Source organism: Bacteroides difficilis (genome assembly GCF_048319815.1).
In the GTDB taxonomy this organism is placed as follows: Bacteria; Bacteroidota; Bacteroidia; order Bacteroidales; family Bacteroidaceae; genus Bacteroides; species Bacteroides zhangwenhongii.
In genome coordinates this window covers 830,150-844,927 of record NZ_CP182814.1, presented here as the reverse complement: position 1 = coordinate 844,927, position 14,778 = coordinate 830,150, and the positions used below count along the sequence as shown (strand labels likewise).

General features: G+C 43.3%; 9 protein-coding genes. 5 read left to right on the top strand and 4 right to left on the bottom strand.

Going from position 1 to position 14,778, the window contains the following annotated elements; genetic code table 11:
- Positions 1 to 178: 178 nt before the first annotated feature.
- Both ACNOGP_RS03305 and ACNOGP_RS03300 read left to right on the top strand, forming a co-directional pair.
- Positions 179 to 2,089, top strand: coding sequence for an Ig-like domain-containing protein (locus ACNOGP_RS03305; protein ID WP_418214056.1), 1,911 nt, complete (start codon positions 179 to 181; stop codon positions 2,087 to 2,089).
- Entirely contained in the window at positions 2,040 to 2,909 is an 870-nt protein-coding gene (locus ACNOGP_RS03300) for a DUF3108 domain-containing protein (RefSeq protein WP_143867051.1), read from the top strand. Before ACNOGP_RS03305 ends, ACNOGP_RS03300 begins: the two co-directional genes overlap by 50 nt.
- Positions 2,910 to 2,944: 35 nt before the next feature.
- Here the strand turns inward: ACNOGP_RS03300 and ACNOGP_RS03295 are convergent, their stop codons facing one another.
- Positions 2,945 to 3,361 (bottom strand): PaaI family thioesterase, encoded by a 417-nt coding sequence (locus ACNOGP_RS03295; protein WP_007756322.1) that lies wholly within the window; start codon positions 3,359 to 3,361, stop codon positions 2,945 to 2,947.
- 151 nt (positions 3,362 to 3,512) lie between these two features.
- On the opposite strand from ACNOGP_RS03295, the gene ACNOGP_RS03290 reads away from it, so the two are divergent.
- The 3 genes from ACNOGP_RS03290 (at position 3,513) to ACNOGP_RS03280 (ending at position 9,231) form a co-directional block, all read left to right on the top strand.
- A complete protein-coding gene (locus ACNOGP_RS03290) occupies positions 3,513 to 4,712 on the top strand; it encodes a glycoside hydrolase family 88 protein (protein WP_418214055.1) in 1,200 nt (399 codons plus the stop codon).
- A gap of 2 nt (positions 4,713 to 4,714) precedes the next feature.
- Positions 4,715 to 6,265: a sulfatase gene (locus ACNOGP_RS03285; RefSeq protein WP_418214730.1), complete on the top strand. Its 1,551-nt coding sequence runs from the start codon at positions 4,715 to 4,717 to the stop codon at positions 6,263 to 6,265.
- 104 nt (positions 6,266 to 6,369) lie between these two features.
- On the top strand, positions 6,370 to 9,231 hold the full coding sequence (locus ACNOGP_RS03280) for a chondroitinase family polysaccharide lyase (protein WP_418214054.1): 2,862 nt from the start codon (positions 6,370 to 6,372) through the stop codon (positions 9,229 to 9,231).
- Between the two features lie 89 nt (positions 9,232 to 9,320).
- On the opposite strand, the gene cysS is transcribed toward ACNOGP_RS03280, so the two are convergent.
- Genes cysS through ACNOGP_RS03265 form a run of 3 tightly spaced genes read right to left on the bottom strand, consistent with a single transcriptional unit; the run spans position 9,321 to position 14,740 of the window.
- Positions 9,321 to 10,802: a cysteine--tRNA ligase gene (gene cysS / locus ACNOGP_RS03275; RefSeq protein ID WP_195474661.1), complete on the bottom strand. Its 1,482-nt coding sequence runs from the start codon at positions 10,800 to 10,802 to the stop codon at positions 9,321 to 9,323.
- 59 nt (positions 10,803 to 10,861) lie between these two features.
- Positions 10,862 to 11,674: a Cof-type HAD-IIB family hydrolase gene (locus ACNOGP_RS03270; RefSeq protein WP_418214053.1), complete on the bottom strand. Its 813-nt coding sequence runs from the start codon at positions 11,672 to 11,674 to the stop codon at positions 10,862 to 10,864.
- 36 nt (positions 11,675 to 11,710) lie between these two features.
- A complete protein-coding gene (locus ACNOGP_RS03265; protein ID WP_418214052.1) occupies positions 11,711 to 14,740 on the bottom strand; it encodes a DEAD/DEAH box helicase in 3,030 nt (1,009 codons plus the stop codon).
- Positions 14,741 to 14,778 lie beyond the last annotated feature (38 nt).

Sequence of the window (14,778 nt, the reverse complement as noted above, 5' to 3'; positions counted from 1 at the left end):
CTTTACGCATAACTATAGTCATACGAAATAATATCAGCTAACAAAGGTAGTAAGATTAGTGAGAAAAAGAAATAAAAACAGCATAGATAATGATTTCTACAGGAATCCATCGCTTCGTTTTTTAATAAATTAGCTAGAAGTATGGTATTTATTGGTAAAGAACACTTATTTTTGCACCATGTTACAGTTTGAGAATCAAAAGATAAAACAAATAGTACGCAAGGTACTTCCGGTAGTAACGCTGGTAGTCATGCTATATTCCTGCGCCAGTATCGGACGACCGGACGGTGGTCCTATTGACGAGACACCACCCCGTTTTATAGGTAGCACTCCTGCTGCAGGTGCTTTAAATAATAAGAGAACTAAAGTCTCTTTGGTGTTTGACGAATTTATAAAACTGGAAAAGGCGACTGAAAAGGTGGTTGTTTCCCCTCCTCAGATACAGCAGCCTGAAATAAAGGCTTCCGGCAAGAGGATACAAGTGAATCTGCTTGACTCTTTGAAGCCTAATACTACTTATACAATCGACTTTTCGGATGCTATTGTCGACAATAATGAAGGTAATCCGTTGGGTAATTTCGCTTTTACCTTTTCTACGGGTACGGAAATCGATACGATGGAAGTTGCAGGAACTTTGCTTGATGCTTCTAACTTGGAACCGATCAAAGGTATGCTTGTCGGGTTACATTCCAATTTGAACGATTCGGCTTTCAACAAATTACCTTTCGACCGTGTGGCACGTACAGACAGTCGGGGACGTTTTTCTATTCGTGGTGTGGCTCCCGGCAAATACCGTATTTACGGATTGATGGATGCAGACCAGAACTTTACTTTTAATCAGAAGAGTGAAATGATCGCTTTTCATGATTCTCTGATTATTCCCCGTATGGAAGAACGTACCCGTATGGACACAGCTTGGGTGGATTCTCTGACGTATGATACGATTGTTGAAAAGAAATATATGCATTATTTGCCGGATGATGTAATTCTCCGTGCTTTTAAGGAATTTAATTATTCACAGTATCTGATTAAGTCCGAGCGGCTTATCCCACACAAGTTTACGTTCTATTTTGCCGGTAAGGCGGACACTTTGCCTGTGCTGAAAGGATTGAACTTCGATGAAAAGGATGCTTTTGTTATCGAGAAGAATCAACGGAACGATACGATTCATTATTGGGTGAAAGATTCTCTGCTCTTCAAGCAGGATACTCTTGCTATGAGTCTGACTTATCTTTATACAGATACGTTGAATCAATTGGTGCCTCGTACGGATACTTTGAATTTGGTGTCGAAGCAGAAATATAAGAAAGAAGAACCGGAAAAGCCCAAAAAGAAAAAGAAGAAAAAGAAAGATGAGGAAGAAGAACCGGAACCTACAAAGTTCTTACCTGTAAAAGTCAATGTCCCTTCATCAATGGATGTGTATGGGTACATTTCTTTGGATTTTGAAGAGCCGATAGCCAGCTTTGATAGTGCGGCAATTCATTTGCGGCAGAAAGTCGATACGCTTTGGAAGGATATACCGTTCGAGTTTGAGCAGGATTCGATAAATCTGAAAAAGTTCAATTTCTATTATGATTGGGAGCCTACTCTGGAGTACGAATTTTCGGTAGATTCGACTGCTTTTCATGGTATATACGGATTGTTTACTGATAAAATAAAACAAGGGTTCAAGGTTCGCAGCGAAGATGAGTATTTCACACTTCATTTTAATGTTAGTGGAGCGGATTCATTGGCTTTTGTAGAATTACTTGATGCCCAAGATAAAGTCGTTCGTAAACGGAGAGTAGAGAAAGATGGAATGGTTGATTTCTATTTCTTGAATCCTGGGAAGTATGCTGCTCGGTTGATTAATGATAGGAATGGAAATGGCGAGTGGGATACGGGAGACTTTGAAAAGGGCATACAACCGGAAGAAGTTTTCTATTACCCTACTATCTTGGAATATAAAGCATTGTGGGATGTAACACAACCATGGGATATTCATGCGACTCCTGTTGATAAGCAGAAACCGGATGAACTTAAAAAACAAAAACCAGATGAAGACAAGAAGAAAAAAGAACGAAATAATCAGAACCGGCGTCGTTAACGTCCGACGTAAACTCATTATTGGATTAGTGGCATTAATGACGGGTGCTTTTGCCCTTCCTGCAAGTGCCCAATGTGAGGCGAAAAATGATGCGTTTCAGACCGGTGAACACGTAATGTATGATTTGTATTTTAACTGGAAATTTGTTTGGGTGAAAGCCGGGCTTGCCAGTTTGACAACAAATGCGACAACTTATCATTCGGAACCTGCGTTCCGGATCAATCTGCTTGCTCTAGGCAGTAAACGGGCGGACTTCTTTTTCAAGATGCGTGACACGCTGACTTGCGTGATCGGGGAGAAGTTGGAACCTCGTTATTTTCGCAAAGGTGCTGAAGAAGGGAAACGGTATACGGTAGATGAGGCTTGGTTCTCTTATAAGGATGGTCTTTGTTTTGTCAATCAGAAGCGCACATATCGAGATGGAAATTTTGATGAGGCAGTTGCAAGTGATAGCCGTTGTATATATGATATGTTGAGTATTCTGGCACAGGCGCGTTCTTACGATCCTGCGGATTATAAGATCGGGGATAAAATCAAGTTTCCGATGGCTACCGGAAGAAAGGTAGAAGAACAGACGCTTATTTATCGTGGAAAGGAGAATGTAAAGGCGGAGAATGGAACAACCTATCGCTGTCTGATCTTCTCATTAGTGGAATATGATAAGAAAGGTAAGGAAAAAGAGGTGATTACCTTTTTTATAACAGATGACCTGAATCATCTTCCCGTACGTTTGGATTTGTATTTAAACTTCGGTTCTGCCAAAGCATTCCTAAACGACGTTAGAGGTAACCGTCATCCGCTGACTTCTATTGTAAAATGAGATAGGTGGGGGAAATAATAACTCTCAAAGGAATTTTATTTTTCTTTTTCTATCTCAAAAGGAACTTTTTGCTCTTTTCGGAACACACTGGATTCGAAGGTCGCAATTAAGTCTCCATTTTGATTGGTAATATCTACTTGATAGCAACCTGTACTCCGACCGATGTAACGTTCGTGTGCTTCAGCATAAAGAGTATCTCCCGGGCCGCTTGCACGAACGAAAGTAATGGTAGATGAAAGAGAGAAAGCGAGTGTGCCGTGTGAATTGGCGGCTGCGGCAAGTGCCAGATCTGCCAAAGTAAAGATAGCTCCTCCTTGTGTGCGTGCTCCCGCGTTCAGATGTTCCGGTTTGATATCTAATTTGGCTTTGCTGTATCCTTTTCGCACTTCCAGTAGTACTATACCTGCCTTTGTGGCGAATATGTCATTCTTGAAAAACTCTTGTGGCGTCATAATATTTGTTTTTTTAATTTGATATGTATATTTCTTTTGCAAATGTACCAAATTTGTCCTTCATTTGGATTATTTAGGTCGGTCAATTCTATTTAAATGCACTACTTTTGCCATCAAGAAAATTAATCACTTAACAAATAACCCGTGTATTATGAAAACAATTCTTAGCGCATTAGGACTTTCCCTTTTGGTTTTTACGAGTTGCGGTGGACAAAAAAAAGCTGAAGTAGACTTTATTCAGGACAACATTGACAACGCGGTAGCACAAAACACTATTCAAACAGATATTATCGAGAAATCCGGTAAGATTCTGAATCCGAGAACAATTAACAAAGATGGTAGTATTTCTTATATCCCTATTGATGACTGGTGTTCCGGTTTCTTCCCCGGTAGTATGTGGTTGACTTATAATCTGACCGGAGACAAAAAATGGTTACCATTGGCTGAAAAATATACAGAAGCATTAGACTCTGTGAAACATTTGAAATGGCATCATGATGTAGGTTTCATGATTGGTTGTAGTTATCTGAACGGATATCGCCTGGCAGATAAGAAAGAATATAAAGACGTAGTGGTGGAGGCCGCCAAATCCTTATCTACCCGTTTCCGTCCCGGAGCAGGTGTGATCCAGTCATGGGATGCTGATAGAGGTTGGCAAGGAACGCGTGGATGGAAGTGTCCGGTAATTATAGACAATATGATGAACCTTGAACTGCTGTTTGAGGCAACAGCCTTTTCCGGAGATTCCACTTTCTATGATATCGCTGTGAAACACGCCGATACGACGATGGCACACCATTTCCGTCCGGATAACAGTTGCTATCATGTAGTAGACTATGACCCGGAAACCGGTGAAGTACGCAAGAGACAGACAGCACAGGGATATGCGGACGAATCATCGTGGGCTCGCGGACAAGCTTGGGCTCTCTATGGATATACTACTTGCTACCGCTATACGAAAGACGAAAAGTACCTCGAACAAGCACAAAAAGTATATAATTTCATCTTTAATAATAAGAATATGCCGGAAGATCTCGTTCCTTATTGGGATTACGATGCTCCGAATATTCCGAACGAACCTCGTGATGCCTCCGCTGCTGCATGTACAGCTTCTGCGCTCTACGAATTGGATGGTTATCGACCGGGCAATCATTATAAAGAAATTGCTGATAAGATCATGGAAAGTTTGGGCTCTCCTGCTTATCGTGCCGAAGTGGGTACAAACGGGAACTTTATCCTGATGCACTCGGTAGGTAGTATTCCTCACGGTCAGGAAATAGATGTTCCCCTGAACTATGCCGACTATTATTTCTTGGAAGCATTGATGCGTAAAAGAGATTTGGAGAAATGAATATGAATAAACCTATCAACCTTCTGGTCGGCGGCTTGACGCTGTTTGCCGCACAGGGATGCAAAGCTCCGAAACAGGTAGCAGAGCAAGTCGAACATCCGAATATTATCTATGTATTCCCTGATCAATACCGTAACCAGGCATTGGGCATCTGGAGTCAGAACGGGTTTCAGGATAAGGTAAACTTTAAGGGTGATCCCGTGCATACTCCCAATCTGGATGCCTTTGCACGTGAATCAATAGTGTTGACTTCGGCACAAAGTAACTGTCCGTTAAGTAGTCCGCATCGTGGAATGCTGCTGACAGGTATGTATCCGAACCGTAGCGGTGTACCTTTGAATTGTAATTCTACACGGCCTATCAGTTCTTTGCGTGAAGATGCGGAATGTATTGGTGACGTATTCAGCAAAGCTGGTTATGATTGTGCGTATTTCGGCAAGCTCCATGCTGACTTCCCGACTCCGAACGATCCTGAACATCCGGGACAATATGTAGAGACTAAGCGTCCGGTATGGGACGCCTATACACCGAAAGACCGTCGTCATGGTTTTAATTACTGGTATTCTTATGGAACTTTCGACGAACATAAGAATCCGCATTATTGGGATACGGATGGTAAAAGACATGATCCGAAGGAGTGGTCGCCTTTGCATGAATCGGGCAAGGTCGTTTCTTATCTGAGAAATGAAGGGAATGTACGCGATACAAAGAAACCGTTCTTCATTATGGTAGGTATGAATCCGCCTCACAGTCCGTATCGTTCTTTGGATGATTGCGAGGAAGAGGATTTCAACCTTTACCGTAGCCAACCGTTGGATAGCCTGCTGGTTCGTCCGAACGTGGACCTGAAAATGAAGAAAGCAGAGTCTGTCCGTTATTATTTTGCGTCTGTGACGGGAGTAGACCGTGCTTTCGGCCAGATCTTGGAGACTTTGAAAGACTTGGGATTGGATAAGAATACGGTTGTTATCTTTGCTTCCGATCATGGAGAGACCATGTGTAGCCAACGTACGGAAGATCCGAAGAATTCTCCTTACTCGGAATCTATGAATATACCTTTCTTGGTACGTTTCCCCGGTAAAATTCAGCCGAGAGTGGATGATCTGCTGTTATCGTCACCGGATATTATGCCTACTGTTCTTGGACTGTGCGGATTGGGGGATTCAATCCCTGCCGAAGTACAAGGCCGTAATTTCGCTCCTCTTTTCTTTGATGAGAAAGCGGAGATCGTACGTCCCACCGGTGCGCTCTATATTCAGAATTTGGATGGCGAAAAAGATGAGAACGGATTGGTGCAAACCTACTTCCCTTCTTCAAGAGGTATTAAAACTGCGCAGTATACACTAGCTTTATATATCGACCGTAATACGAAACAGTTGAAAAAGAGCCTTTTGTTTGATGATGTAAAAGACCCTTATCAATTGCACAATTTGTCTTTGGAAGAAAATAAGGAAGTGGTGGAGCAACTCTATCGTGAAATGGGAGCCATGCTGAAAGAAATAAATGATCCTTGGTACACAGGGAAAATTTTGTCGGATCGGATTCCTTATTAAATGACTAATAATTATAAAACGCAGATTAACACAGATTATCGCAGAGATTGAACCCTTAAGTTTACGATAATTTGCGTTAATCTGCGTTTAAATTAAGAATAGCAATGAAAAATATAACTCTGATATTATTCTTCCTTTTCGGAGGAATTTCTTCTGCTTTTGCTCAACTTATCGGTTTCGAAGACGGAGTTCCCGAAACGTTTAAAGTTTCAGGGAAGGGAGATGTCAAGGTTTCTTCTCTTTTCTACAAAGAAGGGGAGAATAGTCTGGAATGGGATTTTCACCCCGGTTCTACATTGAATGTCCAAATCAATCCGTTGTCTCTGAATGCGAAAAAAGAACAGCAGTTTGGTATTACGTTGTGGATTTATAATGAAAAACCGCAGCAGGATTCTATTCGTTTCGAGTTCCTGAATAAAGCGGGTGAGGTCTCCTATTGGTTTTCGTATCACTTGAAAGCAGCCGGTTGGCGTGCTTGCTGGATTTCTTTCGCATATATGCAAGGTAATAAGAGGGATAAGAATATTGTTGGGTATCGGCTCGTTGCTCCCGGACGGAAAGGACGTGTCTTTCTTGACCGTTTGATTTTCCCGGAGAAGAAAATGAACCTGAGGACGACTCCCGACCAACAGTTACCGGCTAATAACGGTTTGTCCAATCGTGACCTTTGGCATTGGTGTCTTGTGTGGAAATGGGAACAGCAGTCGTATGATATCCCGTTGGCAACTAAGTTGACCGATAAGCGAAAGAAAGAATTGAAAACGATAGAACAGCGTTTAACGGATTTTCTGGAAGTGAAAAAAGCTCCGCAAGGGCAGATTAATGCAGCTTATAAGACATTTGAAAAAGCAGCTATCACACCTTCTGCTGCCGGAACGGGATTTGTGGGAACTCCTATTGTCGCTCCCGACGAGCAGAATAAGAAGAAAGGGGAAATGTCATGGAATGATATTGAGACCATGCTTGCAGGTTTTGCATACGATTATCTCTGTAATCAGAACGAGGCTTCAAAGAAGAATTACTTTACGGTATTCGATTATGCTATTGACCAGGGATTTGCCTTTGGTAGCGGTATGGGAACCAATCATCATTATGGTTATCAGATTCGTAAGATATATACGACTGCCTGGCTGATGCGTGATGCGATTTATAAACATCCTCATCGGGATGCTTATCTCTCTACATTGCGTTTTTGGGCTGCTTTGCAGGAAACCCGCCAGCCATGTTCGCCCACGCGGGACGAACTATTAGACTCCTGGCATACACTGCTGATGGCGAAATTCGTTTCGGCCATGATGTTTCCGGATGCAAGAGAGCAGGAACAGGCGTTGAGCGGCTTGTCCCGTTGGCTGTCTTCTTCGTTACGCTATACCTCCGGTACAATTGGCGGTATAAAAGTGGATGGGACTACTTTCCATCACGGAGGTTTTTATCCCGGCTATACCACCGGAGTATTGGCAACAGTAGGGGAATTCATCGCTTTTACGAATGGAACGAGTTTCGAGTTGACGGAAGAAGCCCGCCAGCATATAAAGTCTGCTTTTATCGCCATGCGTAATTACTGTAATCTTTATGAATGGGGAATCGGTATCAGTGGACGTCATCCTTTCGGTGGAAAGATGGGTAGTGATGATATTGAAGCGTTTGCCAATATTGCTCTGTCAGGTGACTTGTCCGGTCAAGGGAATGCGTTCGACCGTAATCTGGCTGCTGATTATTTGCGTTTGGTACGTGGCAAAGATACTCCGAATGCACGTTTCTTTAAGAAAGAGGGTGTCAAGGTAGCCCAAGCTCCACAAGGATTCTTTGTTTACAACTATGGTTCAGCGGGAATATTCCGTCGTGCGGATTGGATGGTGACATTGAAAGGATATACAACTGATGTCTGGGGAGCCGAGATTTATGCGAAAGATAATCGCTACGGGCGTTATCAGAGTTATGGCTCTGTGCAGATTATGGGTAAAGGAAATCCTGTCTCCCGTGCCGGAAGCGGTTTTGTGCAGGAAGGATGGGACTGGAATCGTTTACCGGGTACGACTACCATTCATTTACCCTTTGAGTTGCTTGATAGTCCGTTGAAGGGAACTACTATGGCACGTTCCAAAGAGAACTTCTCCGGAAGTACTTCTTTGGACGGCAAAAACGGAATGTTCGCTATGAAGTTGATGGAACGTGATTATGAGAACTTTACGCCCGACTTTGTAGCCCGTAAGTCTGTTTTCTGTTTCGATAACAGAATGGTTTGTCTGGGAACGGGTATCACGAACAGTAATACTGAGTACCCAACGGAAACTACCCTTTTTCAGACGAAATATAATGGTAAAGACAGTAAGGTGGGAGATGATGGCTATTGGTTGCATGATGGTTATGATAATTATTATCATGTAGTAGACGGAGCAGTCCGTTCGCAAGTGGCGGAACAGGAATCGCGCCATGAGAAGACCCGAGCAGTGACGAAAGGAAAATTCTCTTCTGCCTGGATAGCACATGGTAAGGCTCCGAAAGATGGAACATACGAATATATGATTCTTATACAACCTTCTTCTTCCGATTTGGAGGAACTTCGTAAGACCCCGCCATATAAAGTCTTGCAACGTGATCAAACAGCTCACGTCGTTTATGATAAGGAAACGGGTATTACAGGTTATGCTGCTTTTGAAACCTATCAATCTGCAAATGACAAAGTGGTTGCTTCCATTCCGGCCGAAACGATGGTGATGGTTGCACAAGAGTCGGACAGGAGCATTCGCCTGAGCGTATGTGATCCTAACTTAAACATAGAAGAGAAAACATATACAACGAAAGAGCCTAGCCGCCCCATTCGTAAAGAAATATGCCTTAAAGGGCGTTGGACGCTAAAGAGTCCGATGGAAAATGTAACATTGCGGCAACAGGGAGAAAATACCGTATTGACAGTGATTTGCCAACATGGGCAACCTGTTGAGATGCTCATGGAAAATAAGTGATTAGTGAATATTAAGAAAGGGTATTAGTTGCTTTAGTTTCTATGAAAGAAGAGAAGACCGGTTCACCACGAACCGGTCTTCTGTATTTTTTATTTATTCAATCTCCATTCGAAACCATCTTTGGTATCTTTGATTTCGAACCCGAGTGCTGTCAGCGTGTTGCGAATCTCGTCGGATGTCGCCCAGTCTTTATTGGCTTTTGCTTTCATACGTTGTTCCAGCAGCATATCTACTACTTTCCCGTATGCCGCCTCACGGCCATCGGAAGAACCTTTCTCCTCTTTCAATCCCATAATGTCAAAACTGAACAGATGGAAAGTCTCTTTCAGATCTTTCAAGTCTTCGGCAGAGATTGTGGCATTGCCGGCAATGATATTATTTATGATACGGGCACCTTCGAAAAGTTGTGCGATGACGATAGGAGTGTTCAAATCGTCATTCATTGCTTCGTAGCATTTGGCACGTAGCTCTTTAACGTTGATTCCTTCTGAAGTAGCGGCGGCTGGAGTTATTTTCTCCAATGCATCGATGGCTTCCATCAGGCGTTGTAATCCTTTTTCAGATGCTTGCAATGCTTCGTTGCTGAAGTCCACCGTACTGCGGTAGTGCGCTTGCAGAATAAAGAAACGGATAGTCATGGGCGTATAGGCTTGCGCCAACAACTTATGGGTACCGTTGAAAAACTCATCCAATGTGATAAAGTTGCCGAGTGATTTGCCCATCTTTGTTCCGTTGATGGTAATCATGTTATTGTGCATCCAATAGTGAACCATATCATCCCCCTGAGAAGCGACCGACTGTGCAATTTCACATTCGTGGTGAGGGAAAACCAAATCCATTCCTCCTCCGTGAATATCGAAGTGTTCGCCCAAATATTTGCGTCCCATAGCGGTACATTCGGCATGCCATCCGGGAAAACCGTCACTCCACGGAGACGGCCAACGCATGATATGCTCAGGTTGCGCTTTCTTCCAAAGGGCAAAGTCGGCGGGATTGCGCTTTTCACTTTGTCCGTCCAGTTCACGGGTCGTATTCAGTACATCGTCCAGATTGCGGCCGGAAAGCCTTCCGTAATGGTGGTCTTTGTTGTACTTGGCTACATCGAAATATACGGAACCTTCGCTTTCATAAGCGTAACCGGCATCGAGAATCTTCTGTACCAGTTCGATTTGTTCGATGATATGCCCTGAAGCGTGCGGTTCGATACTTGGCGAAAGTACGTTGAGCGCTTCCATTGCTTTGTGGTAGCGGTTCAGATAATACTGTACAACTTCCATTGGCTCCAGCTCTTCCAAACGCGCTTTCTTTTCGATCTTGTCCTCACCGTCGTCGGCATCATGCTCCAAATGACCTACGTCGGTAATATTGCGTACATAACGCACTTTGTATCCTAGATGAGTGAGATATCGGAAAAGAACGTCGAATGTAATAGAGGGTCGCGCGTGTCCGAGATGGGCATCACCGTAGACCGTCGGCCCGCATACGTACATTCCTACATGAGGAGCGTGAAGCGGTACGAACAACTCTTTCTTTCTATTTAAAGTGTTGTAAATTGTAAGTTGATGTTCCATAACCTTTTATATTTGTTTTATTGGAATCGCAAAGTTAGTATAAAATCCGGATATGTAGGCTATTGTTGATAGATAAACTTCTCAATGGCTTCGGCAACGCCATCTTCCTCATTGCTTAAGGTAATGTAGTCAGCCGCTTTTTTCACCGGTTCCTGGGCGTTCCCCATAGCAATACCCAGTCCTGCGAATTTTATCATGGAAAGGTCATTGTAGCCATCCCCCATTGCTATTATTTCTTCACGTTTTACACCTGTCTCTTCTAATAGAACACCAAGAGACAGTGCTTTGTCAATACCTTGTGGGACTAATTCAAGAAAATAAGGTTCTGAACGGAAGATATTGATACGTCCTTGTAGCTGAAGACATAGTTCCGATTCCAAAGGAATGAGTCGGTCCGGATCTCCCACAATCAGACATTTAGCTACCGGCAGGGTGATATCAGTAAGAAAATCGTTGGTTTCACGAATCGCCATTTTATTCAGAAACGCTTCTTTTTCTACGTATGGGTCATGGGAATTCTCAGTCACAATCTCTGCTCCGTCGTAAGTCAATATAGTCAGATGGTATGTGCGGGCAGCTTCATAAAGTCGGGGAATGATATCATTAGGCAACACGTTCTCGTATATCATTTCATTCGTTTCCCAGTTGATGATTTCTCCTCCGTTATAGGACAATATGAATCCGCCGAACTCGTTCATTCGCAATTCATTGGCTAGAGGTACGATACCATAGGTTGGTCGTCCGGAGGCTAAGACAAGTCGTACACCTTGTTCTTGTACACGTATCAATGCCTCTTTGTTGCGGAGGGTGATTTCTTTCTTGGAGTTGGTCAGTGTGCCGTCAAGATCGAGCACGATAAGTTTGTATTTCATGCTGTATGGTTTTGGATACAAAGATATAATAAAAAATCATTTTAGCAAGTCCACCCATTGTTCACTACTCAATGCTGGCAATGTTTCGCTATCAGTAACGAATGTCTCTGCCAGTTTTCGTTTTTCGTCTTGAAGTTGAAGGATTTTTTCCTCTATACTGCCTTGAGTAATGAAACGATAGGCAATCACTTGTTTATCCTGCCCGATGCGATGGGCACGGGCTATAGCTTGTGATTCAGCGGCAGGATTCCACCAGGGGTCGATGATAAATACGTAGTCGGCCTGTGTCAGATTAAGTCCTACTCCTCCCGCTTTCAAAGAAATAAGGAAAGCCTGCACATCTTTTTGTTCGGTGAAATGGGCTATTTCGGAAGGTCGGTCATTGGTGGCTCCTGTCAGTAAGGCGTACTTCCATCCACGCTCCTGAAAGGCTTCTGCCAGTACTTCCAGATGTTTGACGAATGAAGAAAATATTAATACTTTGTGTCCTTCACTCCGTAGGGTGTCGAAAGTCTCAATGATTTGTGCAGTTTTCCCGGAAGATCCCGTGAAATCAGGAAAGATTAGTTGAGGATGACACGCCAATTGGCGTAAGCGTAGAATTCCGTTCAGTACACTGAATGAGTGCAGTTTGTCCGTACTTTGAGGATGTTGAAGCAGAATATTGCGCAAGCTGTTTTTCTCTTGCTCATACCAGGTGTTTTGTTCTTCCGTCATATCACAATAGATTGTCTCTTCCGTAAGCGGAGGAAGTTCCGGAGCAACCTCTCTTTTACTTCTGCGGAGAATGAATGGAGCGATCAACTGTTGCAGTTGTGCTTCTATGCGGGTATTCCCTTGACGGATTGGTAACATAAATCGCTTTTGAAAACTACTTTCCGAGCCTAGCAGGTCCGGTTGTATGAAGTGGAATTGCGCCCACAGGTCTTTAAGGGAATTCTCGATCGGAGTACCGGTAAGTACTAGTTTGTACTTGCTTTGCAGTTGGATAGCCGAATGGAAGGTGAGCGATTCGCTATTCTTGATATTCTGGCTCTCATCGAGTACGATGTATTCAAAACAGTAGGAGCGGAGTATGTCAATATTCTTTCTCATTGTCCCGTAGGTTGTGAACACTAAATGAAAACGTCCGAAAAACTTCTCCGGATGTGTCTTGCTGAGAATACTGGTACTCGTGTATTCTACCATTGAAAGCGTGGTAAAACGTTTTGCTTCCCGACGCCAATTATGAAGTAACGACGTGGGGACCACAATAAGTGTAGCGGGTTTTCGGGGCTTTCGTGTTTGCGGTTGTGATACATTTTCCGGATTCATGTCTTTTCCACGAATCTCGTGTGGCTGGGGCAGTAACTCATCTTCGGAGTCGAAAGAGAATAAAGAGAACTGTCCGTCGGTATCCGCTTTTGCTTCCCGGATGGCGGAAGAAGAAACGGTAATATCCGCAGTCTGACGGGCGGTTGGGGATATTGGCTTATAGATATATTGTAGCAGGGTAAGTGTCTGAAGTGTCTTTCCCAATCCCATGTCGTCTGCCAGGCATCCGCCGAATTCTCCTTTGTTGAGATGTACCATCCACGAGAATCCTTTTTGCTGATAGGGACGTAGCTGTGCTTTTAGTCCTTTGGGCGGATGAATGCTACGTATTTCTTTCTTGAATGTAGGAGTCTTGGATGCAGGTGTATTCAAGATAGTCTCTACTACGCCTATGAATGTATGCTTTAAGCGGAATCCTTTTTCTGTCTGGACTCCCATTTCCAGCATATTCGTGTATTTGCTGAACCATTCTTCCGGTAATAAAATCATTCGCCCGTCCGGTAGCAGGAACTCCCTTTTCTCTTCAAGGATATGTTTCCGGAAACGTGTGAAGGGAATACGCAGGCCACCGATGACGACGGTAATATGTAATTCAAACCAGTCGGGATTATCATCGCAACTTTGTTCGATACGTATCTCGTCCAAACAATAAGGTGTGCTCCCCATATTACCGGATAATATAAAAGATTGTTGTAATATTTTTCGGTGGTTGCTGATCCATTCGGAGAGTGTTCTTTCGGGAATATCGGGCGATAACTGAAAGTGGGAATCGCTGATACGTTGTAGTCCGGCATTTGTCAAGAAGTGTATCGCTCTTTTCTCTGCATTGGCATTTCGCCGGAAACAGCATATCTCTCCGGATTCGTTTCGGTAAATGATTCTCTTCATACCGGTATTGCTGTCCGGAGTAAAGGTCTGGTCGCCATAACGAAAACTAAGTTGTAGCAACTGTTTATCGTAAATTGTATTTTCGATGATTAACATTGCCTTGCAATTTTGTTTCTTCTCGGTCAAGTTCAGTCCCTCAGTCTTGATTTCATGATAACGGGCTATGGGAATGAGAATGTTGTCAATATACTTTTCGGTTTCGGAAGTCGTTACGCTGATGGCTTCTTTTTTTGTAAAAGGTAAAAGTCGGCTACTTTCAATGTTTGGAAAGAAATACAACTCCATTCCCAATGATAAGGTGGCCGGCATGGATGTTAACACATTGACTGGTTTTTGCTCACTGAGAGAGAATGGCTCGCCTTTATAATAACATTGCAGTTGATAGCGGAAAGTATTTTCATCTACCTGAAACATGAAACGAATCTCAGCGTCATGTGGATGGACGTGGTAGGCATGATGGGCATACAGCAGTTTACTTCCCCCTTGTTTCTGATAAAGCGCTAACTTCTTTTCACGTATCAGAGTCAGCATTTCCTGCAATTTCTTTTCAATAAATGGACGGACGTTGTTTTTTATCCGTTCGGGGTCTTCGGATAATTTATGTAGGAAGCGGGAGACTGTTTTCTCTCGGGAGTATACTCCCATCAAATACTTTTCCGTATAGTGTGACGCGATGTCAATAGCCTGCCTTTCCGCTTCACTCATCCGGCTCATAGCTTCGGCAGAGGCGTGAAATGCTTGTTCTACTAATTGTAATGTGTTGTCACTTAATCTTTCAGCTATATAGGGGATGAGCAATATGCCGAGTACGGGATGCTCTGTCAATACAATTATAATTTGTCCATCAGATGTTTTCTCTTTCATTCTCTTTAGGCTTTGACTGACAAAGATACGGGAAAATC

Coding starts and splice junctions, on each gene's coding strand:
- ACNOGP_RS03265 (WP_418214052.1), bottom strand. CDS start 14,740: ATGAAAGAGAAAACATCTGATGGACAAATTATAATTGTATTGACAGAG.
- ACNOGP_RS03295 (WP_007756322.1), bottom strand. CDS start 3,361: ATGACGCCACAAGAGTTTTTCAAGAATGACATATTCGCCACAAAGGCA.
- ACNOGP_RS03285 (WP_418214730.1), top strand. CDS start 4,715: ATGAATAAACCTATCAACCTTCTGGTCGGCGGCTTGACGCTGTTTGCC.
- ACNOGP_RS03305 (WP_418214056.1), top strand. CDS start 179: ATGTTACAGTTTGAGAATCAAAAGATAAAACAAATAGTACGCAAGGTA.
- cysS (WP_195474661.1), bottom strand. CDS start 10,802: ATGGAACATCAACTTACAATTTACAACACTTTAAATAGAAAGAAAGAG.
- ACNOGP_RS03300 (WP_143867051.1), top strand. CDS start 2,040: ATGAAGACAAGAAGAAAAAAGAACGAAATAATCAGAACCGGCGTCGTT.
- ACNOGP_RS03290 (WP_418214055.1), top strand. CDS start 3,513: ATGAAAACAATTCTTAGCGCATTAGGACTTTCCCTTTTGGTTTTTACG.
- ACNOGP_RS03270 (WP_418214053.1), bottom strand. CDS start 11,674: ATGAAATACAAACTTATCGTGCTCGATCTTGACGGCACACTGACCAAC.
- ACNOGP_RS03280 (WP_418214054.1), top strand. CDS start 6,370: ATGAAAAATATAACTCTGATATTATTCTTCCTTTTCGGAGGAATTTCT.